Consider the following 19535-nt stretch of genomic DNA (forward strand, 5'->3'; position numbering starts at 1 on the left):
CCAAGGCGGCAGCGCTGCGGGTTCAACCAGCAACGTGCACGTCGCCCATCAAGACACCCCCATGGTCTTGCCACCGGCCCGTTGGAAGAACTGCGCACTGCGCAGTTCTTCCACCCTCGGTCCAGGCCGTGCCTGGTCCGGGTCGAGGGGCGGACAGCCCCCGCGGGGTCCGGGGCAGCGCCCCGGCGCAACGGCCTCCGCGACGAGAGCGGTCAGGGATCCGGGTGTGCCTCGACGACGAGGAGCGTGCTTTCGGCGAGCGACGTTGCGAGGAACGTGGTGAGCGCCTGGGGTGTGGGTGTCTCGCGGGGCGCTTGGCTGCGGCCGGACCAGAGATGAATGAGGCGGCGGCGCGGGTCGGCGCGTGACTCGGTGTCGCGTCGCGACGCGAGTGCTGCTGCGCGGCTGAACTCCGGTGCGCTGAGGCCTCCGCGCGAGAGCCGGCCGAGGAGCGCGCGGATGTCGGTCACTGCGGATGTGAGCAGATCCGACGGCGCGCGGACGTCGACGACGAGCGCGGCGGCTTGGCTCGTGCCGACGATGCGCGTGGTGGCGCGGACGCCGCCCGAGGGCGGGAGTGTGGCTTCGAGGAGACCCCCTTCGCCGTCGAGCGCGAGTGCGACGAAGAGCGCGAGGTCGTGACCGGGGGCGCCTACGGCTGGCATGGGTGCTGCGATGAGCGCTTGTGCGAGGCCGGCGTCCCGCGCGAGGCGCGCGGTGAGTGGGCCCGTGCGAGATGCGCCGCGTGTTGGCGTTGGGCATGCGCGTGCAGGTGAGCGCGGGACGAGCCATCGATCGACGGCTTGTGCGAGCTCCGTGGCTTGCGCGGCGTCTGCGTTTGCGAGGACGGCGAGACGGAGCGGCCCTTCGAGGAGCGTGCGCAGGTGGAGGCGCGTGCCTTCGAGGCCTGCGCCGGAGACGCGCGTGTAGATGCCGAGCGGATCGAGCCATGAAGGATGCTCGGGCACGAGCGCGGAGGCGAGCGCTTCGAAGGCGACGCCGCCGCGGCCGGTCGTGCGCTCGAGGTGCGCGAGGGCCGAGGTGCGCGCTTCGGTGAGCGCGATCGGCGTGAGCGCGGTTGGCGACAAGGCGCGCGCGGCTGCGTCGCCGACACGTCGCGCAAGCTCGACGGACGTCTCGTGTTCGTCACGCGGCGCGGCATGCGCGACGAGGCCCATGCCGTCGGGTCCGATCCACGGTTCGAGCGCGACGCCCGCGTTCGGATCCCGCGTGGCCGATGCGGCGAGCATCGCGAGGGCCGTCATGCCTGCGTCGGTGGCGCCTTCGTCGATGACGCCGCAAGGGCTCGCGACGAGGGCCCAGACCTCCCCTTGGCCACGCTCGACGGCGGTGCGACGCTCGACGACGGGCTCGCTCGCTTTGGCCCACGCGCTTTCGAGCTCGGCGGCGAACGCGCGCCCGGACGAACCCGGCGTCGGCGTGGCGCGCGGCGGCAAGGCGAGGGCGACGGCGACGCGTGGCGGCGCGGCGGGGACGGGCGTCGTGAGATCCCACCAGGCGGCGCGGGATGCGGCGTCGCGCGGGTCGGCTGCGGAGAGGATCTGGCGCATCGCGACGGAGGCGCTCGTCGGGGCTGCGCTTTCGAGGCGGATCTCGTGACGCGTGATGGTGGCCGCGCGGGCGGCGGCGCGCTCGAGCGCCGCGGCGTCGAGGCGCGTGTCGGGCTCGATCGTCACGCTCACGCAGCCGCCGCGCGCGCGCGCGACGCCGACGACCTCCACGGCGTGGAAGGCTTCGGGCAGGCTGCCGAGCCGCGCATGCAGCGGTGATCCGGGGGCCGCGAGGCGCTCGGCGATGGCGACCGCGCCGAGGGCATCGCCGAGCCGAACGGCGAGCGTGACCTGGCCACGCGGCGCGCTCTGCGGCGGCGCGACGTAACTCGTGACGGTGTCCGCGGTCGGGAAGGGATCGGCGGCGGGCTCGCCGACGGGCCATCCTTCGCTCGCTTCGAGCGCCTTCGCGACGAGCGCGCCGAACGACGCGGGGCCGACGGCGGCGATCGCGGCGCGGCCGGCGTGCAGACCTTCGCGGCGTTGTCCTTCGAGCTCGCCGGCGAACGTGGGCGACGTGGGATCGGGCATGGACTCGCTCGGCGAGAGGCCGAGGCGACCGGTGCATGCTGCGATCGCCGCGAGCTCGGGCGCGTCGAGCGGCGTCTTTCGCAAGGCCGCGAGGCGGCGCGTGACGAGGGGCGACTCGGGGCCCTTCGCGACGACGGGATCCCGCATCGCGCGGACGAGCGCAGCAAGGAAGGGCGCGACGCGCGTCGGGTTGTCGACGAGCCACTCCACGCGGAAGCCGGTGCGATCGGCGCGCACGCGCGTCTCGAACCCCGCGGCCGCGAGGCGTGCTTCGACGAGCGCCGACAGCGCGGCCGCCGTGGCCGGGCCCGGATCGGTGGCGAACGCGACGGCGATGGCGGGCGCAGGATCCCCGTCGCGGTTCACGAGCGTGAGGCGCGGGCGCTCGTCGAGGGCGTGGACCTCGATCCCCGCGATCGGCGTGCTCCCGGGCGTGGCGAGCACGGAAGGGCCGCCCCGCGTGGAGGATGTATTCGCGCCGCTGCACGAGGCGAGCACGAGAGGCGCGGCGAGCGCGGCGATGTGTACGAACGTGCGCGACGGAGGCCGCCGCGGGAGGGGCTCGGGCGGGGTCTCGGGCGTCGTCATCATGGCCGGTGCGAGGCGCGGAGCTCGCTGGTCAGAGCTCGAAGTCGGCCGCGGAGCGAGGCGCGAGCTTGAAGCCGTAGAAGTAGGTGACGACGCCGGTGACGGACTTGAACTTCACGCCCTCGGCGAGGAGCGGGCCCTCGTTCTTGAGGTCGAAGAGCTCGTTCGAGATGCTGGGCACGTCGATCTGGCTGATGCCGCCGCCGACGTCGATCGGCGCGGAGTAGCGGCCGCTGCTCTCGTAGGCCTTGTCCGCGATCGCGACGTTCTCGATGCGCACGAGCATGCCGAGATACTGGCGCGCGCCCTCGTACGTCTTGAGGTCGGTGGTCGGGATCGTCTTCGCAGGGAGCGCTGACCCGAGCTCGAAGCGGAAGGTCATCGTGCCGCCGATCTCCGGCAAGGTGCGGCACTGCGGGAACGGGCCACTCGTGGGGCCGGCGAACTCCATGAGGTTGCCGAGCACGTCGACGACGTCCCCCACGGCGAGGCGCAAATCCGGCGGGCTGAACGAAGGCGCGTAGACCGTCATGCCCGCGTAGGGGCCGATGGGATCAGCGCAGCCGTCTTGTACGTAGTAGTTGCCCGACGCGCCGTTGCCGGTCTCGTCGTAGCGATCGATGGCGACGATCCGCAGGCCCGAGAGGTTGACCGGTCGGTCGGGCGGGTAGCTGCACGATTTGCTCATCGCCTGGGTGGGATCGACCCAGGTCGGCTCTCCGACGACGTCGGGCAGTCGGTCGCCTCCGCCACAAGGATCGGCGGCAGGTTTGCTGGGCGGATCCCCCGTGCCGCCGTCGCCGGTGCCGCTGCAGGCCGAGGTGGCCAGGGCGACGAGGAGCGCGAACACGAAAGGTCGCGCGGCAACGCAGGTCGAGGCGAACGTGGCGAAGCAGTCGCGAAAGAAGCGCATCTCCTGCCGGGGTCTTACCACGTCTCGGGCGATGCTTGGATCCAAAGGCCCGGGCAGCTCGTTCGTGTCGTCGTCGAAACCACGCCTGCCCCGAGGCGCGCACGTTGCTATAGGGAGAACGTGCTCTCCGGTCGCGCGCTCGCTCTCGTGGTGCTTGCCTGGTCGCTGCTCAAGGTCCTCGTCGGGAGGCTGTTCGGGCGGAAGACAGGCCTCCCGCTGTTCCACGAGAACTACGACGCCGACGGTCTGCCGGCGCTCGACGCCGCAGAACGCGAGCGCATCGCGAGTTTTTCGCGATGCATCGCGTGCGGGCGTTGCGACGTGGGCGAGGCAGATCGCATCGCAGCCTCCGGCGGCGAGTACCCCGGTCTGATGACGATCGTGCTCTCGTCGTCACGCAGCATGCCGGACTACGACGCCGCCGCGCGTTCTCTCGCGCACGTGCCGATGGAAGTGCTCGCGCAAAAAGAAGAGATCTGTCCGACGCGCGTGCCCTTCGTGGAGCTCGCGCGGTTCGTGCGATCCAAGGCCGGCGCGAAGCAACGCCCGACGCCGAGCGTCACCGCCACCGCCGTGGAAGAGGCAGGCGCGCAGGCTCCCGGCCAACGTGAGCACCCCCCGGCGACGGCCCCCACGTAGGCCTCCCCGCCGTCCAATTTGCTTGGAGCCCCCAGCATGTCGGGATAGACGGGACCTAGGCCGCGCTCTCGGCGCGCCTCCCGATCATGCTGGTTCGACGCCCCTCTTCCGTGCTCGTTCTCGCGACGGTCCTCAGCCTGTCCACAGGTTGCGGCGGCAGCGCAGAAGCCGCAGGGCGAGGCGCCGTCACGCCGGAAGCCACGTCCGCAGGCGCATCGGGGGCAGGGGAGGTCGAGCGCGGCGGAGCGAGTTATTACTCGGACAAGCTGAAGGGTCGGCCCACCGCAAGCGGAGAGCCGTACGAGCCAACCGAGATGACAGCCGCCCACAAGACGCTGCCCTTCGGCACGATCGTACGGGTCGAGCGCGAAGGTCGATCGATCGAGGTACGGATCAACGATCGAGGCCCCCACGTCCGAGGGCGGATCATCGATCTGTCACGCCGCGCCGCCGAAGCCCTGGGCATCGTACGGATGGGCGTCGCCGACGTGGTGCTACGCGTCGTGTCGATGCCGCCGAAGAAGTCCGCGAAGAAGAAGCGTCGCTGACACAGGCACGGCGCGGAGCCGGGGTTTCACCCCGGACCCCGACCAGGGGTTGTCCACCCCTGGACCCGGACCAGCCAGGGGCTGGACCCAGGGTCGATGAACTGCGCGATGCGCAGTTCATCGAACGGGCAAGGGAAGGTCGCGGCGCGCGGCGATCCATGTGTTGGCGGACAGGTGCGCTCAGGCGTTGACGGTGTTTGTTCGGCCGCGCGACAGGTGTCGCCGGTAGGCGATTGCGGGGGGGCGCGGCCTGTCCCTCTGACGTTGGCTTCGGCGCTGGCTTGTGGTCCTCCGCGACAAGGTCCGTGGCCAGCCGACAGCGCGTGTTCGGCTGCTCGACAAGGATTGTCGGCCGCCTGCGCACCTCGTCGTCGGCTGCGACCTTCCCCCGGGAACACGCGTCGCCACATGTTCGGCGGCGAGACACTTGCCCGCCTGCGCCGACGAGCCTTGTCCGGCTTCGTGACCGATGCCCTGTGGTGGAGCTGTGGCTTGTCGTGGCGCAGAACAGACGAGGACGACGATCGATGTCGTCTGTCGACATGCCCAACAACAACGGCTCGGTGGGGCGCCGATCGAGGACGAGCGCGTCGCTCCCCTCGTCGCCCCCCCCCCGAACCTCGTCCGCGCCGCGGCCTTGGCTGGCAGACCCGTCCCCCGCCTTGTCCACGCCCGCTCGATGAACTGCGCATCGCGCAGTTCATCGTCCTGGGTCCAGCGCCTCGCTGGTCCGGGGTGGAGGGGGCGGACAGCCCCCTCCTGGGGCCTGGGGCAACGCCCCAGCGCGACGCTCCCGTGCAAGCCTCTGCTTACACGAGCCGGAGACGTGGGCCGGTGGAGAAGGCGGCGATGTGACCGCTTTCTTCGACGACGTAGACGTCGCAACGTTCGTCGACGCGGAAGAGGTCGGGGACGAGGTCGGCGGGGACGCGTCCGAGGAGCTTTCCGTCTTGGGGGCGGACGACGAAGAGCTCGCTTTGGGGGACGAAGAGGGCGCCCGAGCGGAGCATGGGTTCGAGCCTGCGGGGCCTGTCGCCTTCGGCGCCGCCGAAGACGTGACGGTAACGGGTTGCTCCGTCTTTTGCGTCGATGGCGACGAGCTCGCCTCCTTCGCTGTTGAGGATGACGGTGCCGTCGACGACGAGACAGGAGGCGGTGGAGGCGCAGGCGACGATGTCGAAGCGCGGGGCGCCTGTGGCTCGGTCGAAGCCGACGAGGCCTGTGCCGCGACGGCCGTGGGTCTGGATGACGACGGTGTCGGGGGCGAGCAGGGGGGCGCCGAGGGGGCGTGTGTCGGCGGGCAGATCGATGCTCCAGCGTGCGGCGCCGGACCAGGGATCGATGTGGTGGAGACGTGCGCTGCCTCGATCGACGAAGGCGCCGTCGCCGCTCACGGCGAAGAGGGCGTCGTGATCGACGGTCACGTGGGAGGCGAAACGACGACGGTCGCAGAATCGCCAGACGACCTCGCCTGTGAGCACGTCGAGGGCGACGAGCGCGGACTCGCCGGAGGCGACGACGAGCAGCTTGCCGGCGCGACGTAGCCGGAACATCCCGCTCCTTCGCGACGCGTAGCGCCACCGCACTTCGCCGCCGTGGAGATCGATCGCGGCGAGGTGGCGCGCGCCTTCGCTCACCACGAGCATGCGCGGCAGACCGGGCGTGCTCACGACGACGCCCGAGGTGCTCGCGCCGGCGCGCGGCGTCAGGCTCGTCGTCCAGAGGACATCACCCGTCTGCAGGTCGTGCAGGTGGAGCGCGCCTTCGGCTTCCATGCGCGCGAGACCGAGGGGCGTCATCACGCTCGCGGCGCGTGTCACGGGGCGCGTCCAGGCGAGCTCGCCCGTGCGACGGTCGATGCAGGACAGCTCGCGCGTGGCGCCGACGACGAGCGCGTCGCCGCAGAGGAACGTCGCGCGCAGATCGATCGAGGGGATCGCGGCGAACCAGCGCGGCGTGTAGCGCAGACGGCTCGACGCGAGCGTCTCGTCTTCGGCGGGCTGCGGCGGCTGGCGGAGGGACGCGGCGAAGGCGCGGTAGCCTTCGGGCGCGTCGTTGATCTTCGAGTCGTCGCGCGTGAGGTCGCGCATGCGCTCGCCGAGCTCGCGCACCTTCGTGCGGAAGGCGGAGAGCCGGAGGTTTTGCGCTTGCGCGCGGTCGCGGCGCACGACGCTCCGCGCGAGGGCGCGGCCGAAGGCGACGACGCTTTGCACGAGCGCGCCCACGTCGACGGCGGGGAACGTCCATACGTGGCCCCGCTCGTCGGAGCCGCGGCGTGGCATGCCGATCGTCAGCGAGGCGTGGCCTTCGCCTTGGATGCGCACCGCGCAGATGGCGCCGCCGATGGTGAGGCGACGGTAGTAGGGCCGGCCGAGCGCCCACGCGGAGAGCGCTTCGAGCGTGATCTCCACGAGCTGCTCCGCGAAGAGGAAGACGAACACGTCGGGCAGCTCGCGCGCGTGCTCGCCCACGATGACGCGTAGCTTGCCGCGGAAGAGCAGCGCGAAGAGATCCGCGCGCTGCACGGCTGTCTCCGCTGCCGCCGAGGGCGCGGGCGTGCGCATCAGGATGTCGGCCGCGATCGTGATCGGCACGTCTCCTGTGGGCTCGACGGCGACGACGGCGGGCTCGGCGAGGTCCTCGCCTGCGCCGAAGGGCGCGCTCGCGGCGAGGTGCTCGCGTGCTGCGGCGATACGCGCGGCTTCTCCGTAGAGCTGGGAGCGCGGGCCTTCGCCGTCGAGGGACGCGAGCGAGGCGATGGCGCTCTGCTCCGAGGGGCGCGCGAGCGCGTCGAGGGCGTTGAGGACCCGCGTGGAGAGCGCGTCGCCGTCGACGCGTCGCTCGTGGATCGCCACTTCGGGCTTCGAGCTCGTCTGCGCGAGCGAGACGAGCACGTCTCGCCCGGCGCGTTCGAGGCCGAGCTCCCAGGGCTCTCCGCCGAGGCTCACGCGGATGGCGGCGCGACGCCTCCGGAGAGCGCAGAGGTCCGCGACCGTGTAAGCGAGGTCGATCACGAGCGTAGTCGCGTCACGCTCGGGAAGGACGGTGGCGTCGGGGGCTCGATCGAGCACGAGGTCGAAGAGCGCGCGCAGCGCCGGGCCGTCGACCGAGGGGGTCGAGGCAGGCTGGATCTCGGGGCGTCGGGCAACGAGAGTAAGGCCGGTCATCCGTGGGCCGAATGCTAAAGAGGCTTCTGTCGCTTCCTAAGTTTTGTGCATCGATCGTCGCGGAGTGGACAAACCGATGGAGTCTCGCTAGGAGCCCGTCCGTGCCGGTTTTTGGGCCGCGCGCCCTCGGAATTTCCGCGCTCGGCGCGGCCCTCGCGCTCGTGCCGGCGCTCTTCTTGTTCGGCTTCACCGTCGACGATGCGCTCCTCCCTGCGCGCTACGCGACCCACATCGCGCGTGGCCTCGGCTACCGGTGGAACGTCCACGGGCCGATCACAGACGCCGTCACGCCGCTCGGGTTTCCGTACCTGCTCGCGCCCTTCGCTGCGGGGGGACCGCTCGATGCGCTCGCGGCGGCGAAGGTCCTCGGGCTCCTCGTATGGACGGCGGCGGCGGCGATGCTGGCGGTCACGATCGATCGTGCGTCTTTGGCGCGCGCGCGCTGGGCTGCGCTCGTGATGTTGCCCGCCTCGGCGCCGCTCGCGGCGTGGAGCGTCGCGGGGCTCGAGACGGGCTTCGCGACGGCGCTCGTGTCGATCGGCGTGTGCCTCGTCGCGATCGGGCGGCCGAGAGCGGGCGTGGTTCCGCTCGGGCTCGCGGCTGCGCTTCGGCCGGAGCTCTTGCCGTTCGTGCTCGTCGTCGCGATCACGCCGCCGCCGGGGGAGCCGATGCGCCTCGGACGCGCGGAGGGATTTCGTGTGGCCTTCGCGGCGGCGCCCTTTTTTTTCGTCGTCGCGATTCGCCTCGCCGTGTTCGGTCGTCCGACGCCGCTCGCGGTGCTCGCGAAGCCCTCGGATCCCTGGCTCGGCGCGAAGTACGCGCTCGCGTGTTTCTTGCTCACGGGTCCGCTCGCGCTCGTCGCGCCGCGCGCGCTCCTTCGATCGACTTCGTTCGTGCGCGGCCTCGTGCTCGCCGTCGCCGTTCACTTCGCCGCGGTCGCGGTCGCGGGCGGCGACTGGATGCCGCTCTCGCGCCTCGTCGTCCCCGTGCTCCCCGTGGTGATCCTCGCGGCTGCGCACCTCGGCTCCGTCGCGGACGCGCGCGTGACGGCGGCGCGTGTCGCGCTCGCGCTCGCGGGCGAGCTCTTCGTCATGATCAAGATCGGCCCCGTGGCCGCGCGTGTCGGCGCGGCTCGGACCGCGCTCGTGCGTGAGCTCGGCCCTGTGCTCGAAGGCGCCCGCGTCGTGGCTTCGCTCGATGCAGGCTGGGTCGGCGCGGCGACCGAGGCGAGCATCGTGGATCTCGCGGGGCTCACGGATCCGGCGATCGCCGCCTTGCCGGGCGGACACACGACGAAGCGGATCGCGCCGGCGATGCTCGACGCGCGCGGCGTGGATACGCTCGTCCTCCTGCTCGCGCCGGGCGCGCGTGTCGAGACGCCGTGGACGGCTTCGATCTTCGATCGCGGCGTCGAGGCGCGGATCGCGCGTTTTCCGGACATGGCGGCGAGCTTCGTGGTGACCGCGGAGAGCCGCGTGCCCGGCTTGCCCTACCTGGTGCTGCGGCGACGGACCGACGCGGCGGGGGACGTCACGGGCGAAGCCCCTTGATCCGAAGCCGCGGCCGGCCTTTGATGCAGCCATGGCGCGGCTCGTCGAAAGCCTGTCGAACTTCTTCGGACGGGTCGAAATCCTGGCGCGTGGCCTCGAAAATGAGCGCCGCGCTGCAGAACACGCGCTCGCGCGGGACCGCCCGCTCGAAGCGCGTGACCTCGCCCGGACCATCCTCGCGAGCGTGCCCGGCTCGCCGCTCGGGCTCGCGTTGTGGGCGGACGCCGCCGAGGATGCGGGGCTCGATCACGAGGCGGCCGAGGCGCTCGACGAGCTCGCCACGCTCGTCCCCTGGCGCGCCGACGTGTGGCTGCGGCTCGGTCAGGCGCGGGCGCGCATGGGCGACGTGCGCGCGGCCGAGGCGCTCGAGCGCGCGGCCGACGCGCCCGAGGTGCGTGACGCCGCGCGGCTCGCGCTCCTCGACCTGTGTGATCGTGATCTCTGGGCCGGAGATCCGGCGCGGGCCGGTCGCTGGCTCGATCGCATCGGCGCGTCGCTCGTGGTCGTCGCGACGAGCGGGAACGAGCTGCCTGCGGCGCCCGATCGCGAGGTCGCGTTGCGGCGGGCCGAGTGCGCGCTCGCGCTCGGCGACGTGGCCGCGGCCGCGCGGTATGCGCCCGCCGTGGATCCCGAGCGGATCGACGGTCGCGGCGCGCTCGTCCGCGCGCGTCTCGCGTTTGCGCAGGGACAGTGGTCGCCCGCGCTCGACCTCGGCCTGCGCGCTTGCATCCTCGACGCGCCGGGCTCCGCGGAGCTGCTCTCCGCGCTCATCGCGGGCTGCCGCGACGCCTTGCTCGTCGATCGCGCGCGCCGCGTGGTGACGGCCGCGGGCCTCATGGAGGAGCCTGCGTGGGCCGCGGCGTTTGCGTTCGCGGAGGGCCGCCGCGCCGACGCGCGCGCCGCGCTCTCGCGGGGCCTGTCCGCTGGGCATGCGGGCGCCGCGGCTGCGCTGCTCCGGCTCGCCACCGAGACGCGGGATCTCGACGCACTGCATGCGCTCGCCGCGCGGGATCCGGGCCGCCTGCCCGAGGACCTGCGCACGCTGCGCGAGGGCGCCGTGCTCGCGGCCGAGGGGCGTCCTCGCGCCGCGCTCGCCAAGCTCGAACGTGTCTCGGGCGAGGCCGCGGCGTGGTCGGCCGAGATCGCGAGCGGGATCATCCGGAGCTGGGTCCCCGACGAGGGCATCGCCGCGTGGCCCGATCTGCTCGACGAGCTCGGCCGCTCTGCGCGCGCGCTCGAGCGGCTCGACGTCGTCACGGGCGTCGAGGCGATTGCCGTCGAGCGCGCGCGTCCGCTGCGTGTGGCCGTGGTGGGCGAGTTCAACGCGGGCAAGAGCACGTTCCTGAACGCGCTGCTCGGCGAGGACGTGGCGCCGACGGGCGTCTTGCCGACGACCGCGACGATGCACTGGGTCGCGTGGGCGCCGGATCCCTTCGCGCGGATCGTCGTGCGCGGCGCGCCCGATCGCGTCGTGCCGCACGTCGGCTTGAAGGCCGCCTTGAAGAGCCTCGCGGCGAGCGGCGAGCGGGTCGAGCGGGTCTTCATCTATGCGCCGATCGAGCGGCTCAAGCGCGTGGAGATCCTCGACACGCCGGGCTTCAACGCGCCCGATCCCGATCACATCGCCGCGGCGCGGCAGGCCTTCGACGAGGCGCACGTCGCCGTGTGGCTGCTCGACGCGAGCGGGCCGATGAAGGAGAGCGAGCGGCGCGTGCTCTCCGAGATCAAAGGCCTCGGCGTGCCCGTGCAGATCCTCGTCAACAAGGCCGATCGCCTCGCGCCCGAGGAGCTCGCGCGCGTGCTCGTGCACGTGCAGACGAGCCTGGAGGAGACGGGGATCGGCTCCTACGCGCCGCCGCTCGCGTTCTCGGCGCGGCTGTCCTTGAAGGGCAAGCTCGGCGACGCGGACGCGCTCGAAGCGTCGGGGTGGGCGGGCGTCGAGGCGCTCTTCGCCGAGCGGATCGTCGATCGCTCGGCGGAGCTGCGCGAGCGGGCCCTGCGCCGGAGGGCGCTGCGTTTCGCGCGGGAGCTCGCGTCCGTCGCGTCGACGCGCGCCGCGGAGGATCGCGCGAAGATCGAGGAGGCACGCGCGATGAACGAGGCGCTGCTCGCGTCCGCGGCCAAGCTCCGCCACGAGCGACGCAACCTCGTGGCATCGATCGAGAAGGCCCTCGAGCCGGCGCGGCGCATGCTCGCGACCGATCTGCGCCCGCTCGGCGACCTCACGGACGAGCGAAAACGCACCGATCCTGGACTCGAGGCCTATGTCGAAGAGCGCTTCGTTTCCAGGCTCACGGAGCCTTTGGTGCAGGAGATCGCGCAGCATGCCGGCGTCGCGACGCCGCCCGCGGCCGCGGCCTCCGTGCGCGCCGCGCTCATGGGCGCGGTGGCCGCGCTGGAGACGCCTGCCGAGCGTGTCGATCGGCCGCTCGGGCGCGTGATCGAAGCTGCGATCGTGGCCTTCGCGGCGGCGCTCGTGGCCGCGGCGGAGGTGGGCCTGCCCGCGGCGCCGTTCGCGCTCCTCGAGCAACGCGCGGCGATGGTGGAGCGCGCGCTCTCTGCAAAGACGTGAGCGGCCCGGCCCGGAAAAACGATCCGAGGCCCACGGACCGCGCATTTCGTGCTCCCCGCGCGCCTTCACGCGGGTATCATCTCACTCGTAGAATGTTGCAGGATCGAGGCAAGATCATGGATTTGTCCTTTGGCGGGAGCGGTGACGTGCAGAAGCGAAATTCGTATCGGCGGGGCCTCTTCGGCGCGCTCGCGCTCGCGCTCGGTCTCGTCGCGATCACGCCCTCCTGCTCCGTCATCGTCGACACGAGCACGAAGCAGTGCGCTGTGAACACGGATTGCCCGAACGGCATGAAGTGCGAGGAAGGCGTCTGCGTCGGCGGCGGCGACGTGATCTGCGCAAACACGAGCGAATGCAGCGCGGCCGGCGCGGAGCAGTTCTGCCGCAAGGCGCCCGGCGCGGCGTCCGGCGTGTGCAAACCGCTGAAGTCCCCCGAGTGTCAGGTCATCGAGGGGGATCCGACGGCCGAAAACGCCTTCCTGATCGGCTCGATCCATCCGACCACGGCGACGGGCTTCGACGGTGAGATCGGCGTGTCGATGGAGAACAGCATCCGGCTCGCGATCCGGGACATGAAGGGGAACGTGGGCGGCCTGCCTTCGGTCGGGGGAGGGTCCCCGCGCCCCGTCGTGATGATCGGCTGCACCGACGCGGGCGAGGCCACCGTGAGCGTCAAGGCGGCCAGGCACCTCATCGACAACCTCGGCGTCCAGGCCATCATCGGCGGCGCGTTCAGCGGCGTCGCGCTCGAGACGGCCAACCAGGCGACGCTCGACGCACGCGTGCTGCTCATCAGCGCGTCCGCCACGGGCATCGCGTTGACGGGCGTCGACGACACGCCGCCCGGCGCGACGGCCGGGCTCCTGTGGCGCACGGTCCCTTCGGACATCTTCCAGGCAAACGCGATCCTGCAGTACGTGCCGCAGCTCGAGAAGCGGATCCGCGAGGAGCTTGGGCTCACCGACGAGCCGATCAAGCTCGCGCTCGTCCACAAGGGCGACGCCTACGGCCGGGGCCTCCGATCCGCCCTCGAGGCGACGCTGACCTTCAACGGCAAGACCGCGCTCAACAACGGCGAGAACTTCCTCCTCGTCGACTACGGCGATCCCGACGGGACGACCAAGTACCCCGAGACGATCGAAGCGGTGAAGAACCACGGCTCGCACATCGTCCTGATGTTCGGAACGGGCGAGGCGGTGTCGTCGCTGTACGGCCCCATCGAGATCGGGTGGAACAGCGCGCTCGGGTACAAGCCGCGGTACGTCTTCTCCGACTCGAACTACAACACCGGCGCGCTCGCAGGTGCCATCGACGTCGGGGCGGACGCGGCGGCAAAAGCCGACTGGCGCAAGCGCACGACGGGCGTCGTGCCCGGCCCGCAGAACACCGACCAGAACTACCAGCTCTTCGTGAATCTGTACGGGACGACGTTCGGGACCGAGAACGGCGACCCCTCGATCCTCGGCGCGGCGAGCGCGTACGACGCCGCCTACTTGCTGTTCTACAGCGCGTCGACGATCGCCGACGGTGTCATCACGGGCCAGAAACTCGCCGAGGGGATGACGAAGATGTCGAACGCGGATCCTGCCATGGTCGGCGAGATCAACTCCGGGCCGGGCAAGCTCAGCGATACGATGAAGAAGCTCATGTCGGGGGAATACAAGTCGATCGATTACAACGGCGCTTTCGGCCCGCTCGACTTCGATCCCGAGACGAATGATCCCGCAGCGAACGTCCAGGTGTTCTGCCTGTCCGACGACGGAACCGGCAAGACCAAGGAGCAGCTCTCCGGCCAGTACTACGAAGCGGAGTCGCAGATGCTCAAGGGCACGTTCACCGACGCCTGCAAGTAAAGCGGCGCGCTGAAAGGAACAAAACGCCGTCCTTCGGGGCGGCGTTTTCGTTTCGAATGCACGCGCAAAGGTGCGGACACGAAAAAGGCCGCGGTGCCTTTCGGCGCCGCGGCCTTCGTTCACGGGCGGGGGAGGGAGCTAGAAGCTGCCCTTCAACGTGAAGCCCGTCGGCGAAACGCCGACGTCCATGCTCTTGATCAGCCCCGTCTTGGGCTGCTCCTTCGCAGGCCCGGGATCACGGACCGTGAAGTAGAGCGTCACAGCGCCCGCCACGACCGCGGCGCCCGTGAAGATGTCGCTGACGAGCGCGAGGGTCGCGGTGGAGCTCGAAGCGTCGTCGAGCTGCGTTTTCGTCGCGCCCGAGTCGGGCTTGCGCAGATCCGCGAGCTCGCCGCTCTTCGAGAGCGCGAGCGCGCCCGTGGCGATCGCGCCGACCGCGAGCGCACCCGTCACGCCCCATCCGGCCCACGGGATCGACTTCGGGGGCGGGGGAGGCGGGGTCACGGGCGCGGTGCTCGTCGTCGTCGCCGTCGCCGTGGGCGCCGTCGGTAGCGTCGTGGGCACGGTCCCCGTCTCGAGCGGCTTCGGCGCGAGCTCGGGCAGATCGAGCGTCACCTTCTCCGAGTCGAAGCTCGCCACCTCGATGGTCTTCGAGGCGCTCGTGCGACCTTCTTTCGTCGCCACGATGCGATGGCGGCCCGGGTTCACGAGCAGCGGCTTCGTGAAGGGCGACTTGCCGACGAGCACGTCGTCGATCGTCACGTCCGCGTCCGGGACGCTCGTCACGATCTCCACGCGCGCGACGCGGGTGCGCAGCTTCTCGATGTCTTTTTCCACGTCGGCGCGGCGCTTCGGGTCGATCGTGGCGCCGCCCTCGGCCAGGTACTTCTCGAACGAGACGAGCGCGTTCGCGTAGTCCTGGAGCTGGAAGTAGACGTTCCCGATGTTGTAGAGGACGTTGTAATTCGGAGCGAGCTCGTACGCGCGCCGGAACTCGATGAGCGCGGCGCGGTAGTCGCCTTCGCCGAAGAGCTCGATGCCACGCTTGAAGCGCCGCGACGCTTCTTCCTTGGCTTCTTTCGTGGGTTCGGCTTGCGGTGTGGGGGCGGCGGCCGGGGCCCCGCCCGCGGGCTGCTGGGCCGAGACGGCGAGGGGGACGACGGGGAGCGAGAGGGCGACCGCGAGGGCGATACGTCGGGATGTCTTCATCACTGATACGGGTTGTTCGGGTCGACGGTGCGGTTCGTCTTCTTGGTGCCGCCGGTCTTCATCGGATCCTCGGCGGTCGTGGTCGGCTGCGGGACGAAGATGACCTTGGTCTTTTCCTTCGAGGTGTCCGTGGGCGGCGGCGTGGCCAAGGGCGCCGCGGCCTGCTGCTCGAGGACCATCTCGATCGTGCGGTCCTTGTCGAAGGTCACGTCGCGGCTGCGCGTGGTGAAACCTGCGGCCTCCGCCTTGATGATATGCGTCTTGTCCTCGCGAGGGAACTTGCCGACGTAGGGGTTCGTCGCGAGCTCCTTGCCGTCGAGGAAGATCTTCGCGTTCGGCGGCGTGACCGTGATCGTCACCTCGATGTCGCCCACGACGGGCGTGGCCGTCGCTGGCGACGGCGGCGCGGGCGGCGGCTGGCGCGTCATGACGAAGACGCCCACGCCGGCCGCGGCGATCGCGATGAGCGCGACGGCGCCGAGCAGGCCCCCACGCTTCGGCCCCGCGGCGGCCTGCGAGCCCGTGCTCGTCGCAGCGGCGGCAGAGGCCGTGAGCGACGTCGGCGACGAGACGCCGTTCGTGCGGCGCGTGCCGGGCGACGAGAGATCCTGGCTCGACATCGCCTCGCGCGCGCCCGTCCGATCGACGGACATCGGGCCCGACGCCGACGTGCCGTCGAGGTGCGGCAGGCCGATCGACTGGAACTCCGTCGTCGCCATCGACTTCGCGGCCTTGAGCTGCGTCTCGACGATCTGCTTGATCTTCGAGCGGTTCTCTTCGAAGTGCTTCGCGACGAGCTTGCCGACCTCGCGCAGCGAGGACTTGTCGCCCATCTGATCCAGGAGCTCTTCGAGCGCGGTCGCGAGGTCCGTCGAGGTCGCATACCGATCCTCGCGGCGCAGCGCGAGCGCCTTCATGACGATCTTCTCGAGGCCCTCGGGGACGTCGGGATCCACCGAGCGAGGCGAGGGGATGTCGCCGTTGATGAGGCGGTGCAGGACCGTCAGATCCGGGATGCCCTTCCAGAGGCGCCGGCCCGTCGCGGCCTCCCACAACATCACGCCCGCGGAGAAGATGTCCGCGCGCCGGTCGACGCGCTCACCGCGCGCTTGCTCGGGCGCCATGTACGCGACTTTGCCCTTCACCACGCCGAGGCGCGTCTCGGCCGACGAGTTCATCGCCTTCGCGATGCCGAAGTCGACGACCTTCACCTGGCCGTCGTACGTGACGAACACGTTGTGCGGCGTGACGTCGCGATGCACGACGTTGAGCGGCGTGCCGTCGAAATCCGTGAGCTCGTGCGCGTGGTGCAGGCCCGAGAGCATGTCGACGATGATGCGCAGGTGCATCGGGAGCGTGAGCCCGCCGTCGCGGCCGATCCGGTGCAGGATGCGGTTCAGCGGCTGCCCTTCGAGGTACTCCATCGCGATGAAGTACCGCTCGCCCTCCTGACCGACCTCGTTCGTCTGCACGACGTTCGGGTGCGAGAGGCGCGCCGCGAGCCGGGCCTCGTCGAGGAACATGCCGAGGAACTCGGGATCCGTCGCGAGCTGCGGGCGGATCTGCTTGATCACGCAGAGCTTGTTGAACCCTGCAGGTCCCTGCACGACGGCCAGATAGACCTCGGCCATGCCGCCATGACCGAGCTCGGCGATGAGCCTGTATTTGCCGAGGGTATTGGCCTCGGGCCCCTTCGTGACGCTGGACCCCTCCATGGTCGACATTCACCTCGCTGGAGAGCCGGATCGGATCTGTGGTGCGCGTGCTCCAGTACGCGCCCCCACTGCAAAGCATGCTACCGAAGAGTGCCCCTGGATCGCAATCGATGCGAGTTTTTGGTGCGCAAAAAAAACGGGCGCACGGTTCGCACCGGAAGCGTGGATCCAGGCTCGCGCGAGAGCTGGTGTCGCAGGGTACATCGAGCCCCGCGAAGGACCGAAAGGGAGGTCCTCGCGCGGCGTGGCTCGCACGCCGCGGCTGTCCGGGGGGCGGTTGACGGAGGGGCCCGAGGTCGGGCACCGTGGCTCTCGTCGCATCGACGGGAGGCGCGCATGACGACAAGGGCCGGTGTCGGTTTCTCGAACGAATCGTCCTCGACCGACGCGGGGACGGCGGCCGCGCAAGAGGCGCTGCGCACGCTCGGCGGCGGGGAAGCGGACATCGTCTTCGTCTTCGCGTCGACGAACCACGACTACGGCAAGCTCCTGCCCGCGATCCGCAAGATCATCGGGCCCGTGCCCCTCGTCGGCTGCTCGACCGCGGGCGAGTTCACGCACGCCCACGTGGGACACGGATCGGTCGCCGTGATGGCGATCAAGAGCGACGTGATCCGCTTCCGCGTGGGCTTCGGCCGCGGCCTCAAGGCCATGCGCCAGAGCGCGACGACCGAGGCGCTCAAATCGTTCGCCGCCGAGCACCGCGCCGCGCGCACGGCGGGCTTCGGGCACGCGACGTGTATCGTGCTGAGCGACGGGCTCGCCGGGCAGGGCGAGGACATCGTGGAGTCGGTGCACGCGAGCGCAAGCATGCTCGCGCAGGTCGTCGGCGGCGCCGCGGCGGACGACGCGAAGTTCGCGCGGACCGACGTCTTCCTCGACGATCGGCACTACACGGACGCGATCGTCGTGGTGTCCGCGTTCTCGAAGACGCCGATCGGCATCGGCGTGCGGCACGGCCTCTCGTCCGCGTGTCCGAGCATGATCGTGACGCGCGCCGCGGGCAACGTGATTCACGAGATCGACGGCCGCCCGGCGCTCGACGCGTACGAGCGGTTCGCGGCGGGGATCGGCGAGCCGCTCACGGAGGCGAACCGCGACGCGTTCATGATCACGCACGAGCTCGGCATGCTGACGTCGAGCGGGGAGTACAAGATCCGGGCGCCGCTCAAGGCGACCGACGAGCGCGCGATCGTCATGGCCTCCGAGGTGCCCGTGGGCGCGAGCGTCGCCATCATGACGGGCACCGAGGAGAAGCTCGTGTCCGCGGCGGAGCACGCGGCGCGCAGCGCGCTCGTGAACCTCGCGGGGGGCCGGCCGGGCGCCGTCCTGGTGTTCGACTGCATTTGCCGCCGGATCTTCCTCGGCGAGCAATACAAGCGTCAGGTCGCCGCGTTCCGCTCGGTCGTGGGTCAGGACGTGCCGCTGATCGGCTGGGAGACGTACGGCGAGATCGCGCTCACGCCCGGACAGCAATCTGGCTGGCACAACTCGACCTCGGTCGTCGCGATCCTGCCCGACTGAAGCAGACGATCCGGGTTGAAAAACGGGGCGACCGAGCCGAAGCTGAGAAGCGGAGAGCAAGTGGCTGACAAGACGGATTCGAACGAGCAAAAAGAGCGCGATCCCGCGGCACGCCGCGCGGTCACGCGGCGCAAGATCGACGTCTACCTCGATCGCATCGTCACCGATGTCGAGGCGATCGCGCGCGGAGACGACGGGCGCGAGCTCTCGGCTCCGCCGGCGGACGAGCCGCGCGCGGCCCGCCTCCACGCGGCGCTCTCCACGCTCGTCGATTCGAACCGGAAGGCCGGCCGCGGGGTCGCCGCCGCGACGCGCATGCGCACGCTCGGCCAGCAGGTCGCGGGCACGCTCGCCGAGCTCCTCGCGAGCACGCGCCAGCAAGCCGCGAGCGGCAGCCAGCAAGCCGGGATGGTCAACGACATCACGACGACCATCGAGGAGCTCAACGAGGTCGGGATCCAGAACGTCGAGAAGGCCGAAGGGATCATCCAGATCGCTGAGCAATCGGAGCAGATCTCGCAGGACGGCCAGCGCGACGTCGTCGCCGCGATCGAGGGCATCGACCGGCTGCGCCAGCAGGTCGAGCTGATCGCGGCCAAGATCCTCGATCTGACTGAGCGCACGCAGCAGATCGGCGAGATCATCAGCAGCGTCAACGAGATCGCCGAGCAGAGCAAGCTGCTCGCCCTGAACGCCTCGATCGAGGCGGCGAAGGCTGGCGAGCACGGGCGCGGCTTCGCCGTCGTCGCCCTCGAGATCCGCACGCTCGCCGAGCAGTCGAAACAAGCGACGCAGCAGGTGCGCTCGATCCTCGGCGAGATCCAGAAGGCGAGCCACAGCGCCGCGATGGTCACCGAGGAGGGCTCGAAGGCCGCGACCGAAGGCAGCTCCAAGGTGCGCCGCATCGGCGAGCGCCTCGGGCAGCTCGTCTACGTCATCAACCAGACGACGCGCGCGGCCCGGCAGATCACGGGCGCGATGCGGCAGCAGAGCCTCGGGCTCGAGCAGATCGCGCAAGGCATGAAGCAGATCAACATGGCCACGCAGGAGACGAAGATCAGCGTGGAGCAGGCCGAGCTCGCGCTCGATCGGCTGGCCCGATTGACGGAGCCGATCCGGGCCCACGACCACGGCACGGAGGCTTGAGCTTGGACG

At 70.8% G+C, this 19535-nt stretch carries 12 protein-coding genes; 7 read left to right on the plus strand and 5 right to left on the minus strand.

Annotation, left to right across the window (positions count from 1 at the left end; all coding sequences use genetic code 11):
• Nucleotides 1-212 precede the first annotated feature (212 nt).
• Complete coding sequence (locus tag E8A74_RS14840; protein WP_136929652.1) at nt 213-2693, minus strand: serine/threonine-protein kinase; 2481 nt, start codon at nt 2691-2693, stop codon at nt 213-215.
• 28 nt (nt 2694-2721) lie between these two features.
• Nucleotides 2722-3603 (minus strand): hypothetical protein, encoded by an 882-nt coding sequence (locus E8A74_RS14845; RefSeq protein ID WP_136929653.1) that lies wholly within the window; start codon nt 3601-3603, stop codon nt 2722-2724.
• A gap of 120 nt (nt 3604-3723) precedes the next feature.
• Here E8A74_RS14845 and E8A74_RS14850 point away from each other — a divergent pair, with 120 nt between their 5' ends.
• Nucleotides 3724-4242 carry a hypothetical protein gene (locus E8A74_RS14850; protein WP_232379558.1) on the plus strand — a complete coding sequence of 173 codons (519 nt, stop codon included), beginning with the start codon at nt 3724-3726 and terminating at the stop codon, nt 4240-4242.
• A gap of 86 nt (nt 4243-4328) precedes the next feature.
• A complete protein-coding gene (locus tag E8A74_RS14855) occupies nt 4329-4790 on the plus strand; it encodes a septal ring lytic transglycosylase RlpA family protein (RefSeq protein WP_136929654.1) in 462 nt (153 codons plus the stop codon).
• A gap of 809 nt (nt 4791-5599) precedes the next feature.
• Here the strand turns inward: E8A74_RS14855 and E8A74_RS14860 are convergent.
• Complete coding sequence (locus E8A74_RS14860; RefSeq protein ID WP_136929655.1) at nt 5600-7957, minus strand: PQQ-binding-like beta-propeller repeat protein; 2358 nt, start codon at nt 7955-7957, stop codon at nt 5600-5602.
• A gap of 101 nt (nt 7958-8058) precedes the next feature.
• On the opposite strand from E8A74_RS14860, the gene E8A74_RS14865 reads away from it, so the two are divergent.
• The 3 genes from E8A74_RS14865 (at nt 8059) to E8A74_RS14875 (ending at nt 13932) form a co-directional block, all read left to right on the plus strand.
• On the plus strand, nt 8059-9507 hold the full coding sequence (locus E8A74_RS14865; protein WP_136929656.1) for a hypothetical protein: 1449 nt from the start codon (nt 8059-8061) through the stop codon (nt 9505-9507).
• 31 nt (nt 9508-9538) lie between these two features.
• Nucleotides 9539-12079, plus strand: coding sequence for a dynamin family protein (locus E8A74_RS55500; RefSeq protein ID WP_136929657.1), 2541 nt, complete (start codon nt 9539-9541; stop codon nt 12077-12079).
• 92 nt (nt 12080-12171) lie between these two features.
• Nucleotides 12172-13932 (plus strand): ABC transporter substrate-binding protein, encoded by a 1761-nt coding sequence (locus E8A74_RS14875; RefSeq protein ID WP_136929658.1) that lies wholly within the window; start codon nt 12172-12174, stop codon nt 13930-13932.
• 138 nt (nt 13933-14070) lie between these two features.
• On the opposite strand, the gene E8A74_RS14880 is transcribed toward E8A74_RS14875, so the two are convergent.
• Together E8A74_RS14880 and E8A74_RS14885 are read right to left on the minus strand one after the other, a co-directional pair.
• Nucleotides 14071-15141 carry a PEGA domain-containing protein gene (locus tag E8A74_RS14880; RefSeq protein ID WP_136929659.1) on the minus strand — a complete coding sequence of 357 codons (1071 nt, stop codon included), beginning with the start codon at nt 15139-15141 and terminating at the stop codon, nt 14071-14073.
• On the minus strand, nt 15141-16856 hold the full coding sequence (locus E8A74_RS14885; RefSeq protein ID WP_170229136.1) for a serine/threonine-protein kinase: 1716 nt from the start codon (nt 16854-16856) through the stop codon (nt 15141-15143). The genes E8A74_RS14880 and E8A74_RS14885 overlap by 1 nt, the downstream gene beginning before the upstream one ends.
• 336 nt (nt 16857-17192) lie before the next feature.
• On the opposite strand from E8A74_RS14885, the gene E8A74_RS14890 reads away from it, so the two are divergent.
• Complete coding sequence (locus tag E8A74_RS14890) at nt 17193-18380, plus strand: FIST signal transduction protein (protein ID WP_170229137.1); 1188 nt, start codon at nt 17193-17195, stop codon at nt 18378-18380.
• A gap of 60 nt (nt 18381-18440) precedes the next feature.
• Entirely contained in the window at nt 18441-19526 is a 1086-nt protein-coding gene (locus E8A74_RS14895) for a methyl-accepting chemotaxis protein (RefSeq protein WP_136929662.1), read from the plus strand.
• Nucleotides 19527-19535: the final 9 nt, after the last annotated feature.

This window comes from Polyangium fumosum (assembly GCF_005144585.1).
Classification (GTDB): Bacteria; Myxococcota_A; Polyangia; order Polyangiales; family Polyangiaceae; genus Polyangium; species Polyangium fumosum.

Excerpts from the sequence above, each read along its gene's own strand:
- E8A74_RS14840 (WP_136929652.1), bottom strand. The coding sequence starts at position 2,693 with ATGATGACGACGCCCGAGACCCCGCCCGAGCCCCTCCCGCGGCGGCCT.
- E8A74_RS14845 (WP_136929653.1), bottom strand. The coding sequence starts at position 3,603 with ATGCGCTTCTTTCGCGACTGCTTCGCCACGTTCGCCTCGACCTGCGTT.
- E8A74_RS14855 (WP_136929654.1), top strand. The coding sequence starts at position 4,329 with ATGCTGGTTCGACGCCCCTCTTCCGTGCTCGTTCTCGCGACGGTCCTC.
- E8A74_RS14860 (WP_136929655.1), bottom strand. The coding sequence starts at position 7,957 with ATGACCGGCCTTACTCTCGTTGCCCGACGCCCCGAGATCCAGCCTGCC.
- E8A74_RS55500 (WP_136929657.1), top strand. The coding sequence starts at position 9,539 with ATGGCGCGGCTCGTCGAAAGCCTGTCGAACTTCTTCGGACGGGTCGAA.
- E8A74_RS14875 (WP_136929658.1), top strand. The coding sequence starts at position 12,172 with ATGTTGCAGGATCGAGGCAAGATCATGGATTTGTCCTTTGGCGGGAGC.
- E8A74_RS14880 (WP_136929659.1), bottom strand. The coding sequence starts at position 15,141 with ATGAAGACATCCCGACGTATCGCCCTCGCGGTCGCCCTCTCGCTCCCC.
- E8A74_RS14885 (WP_170229136.1), bottom strand. The coding sequence starts at position 16,856 with ATGGAGGGGTCCAGCGTCACGAAGGGGCCCGAGGCCAATACCCTCGGC.
- E8A74_RS14890 (WP_170229137.1), top strand. The coding sequence starts at position 17,193 with ATGACGACAAGGGCCGGTGTCGGTTTCTCGAACGAATCGTCCTCGACC.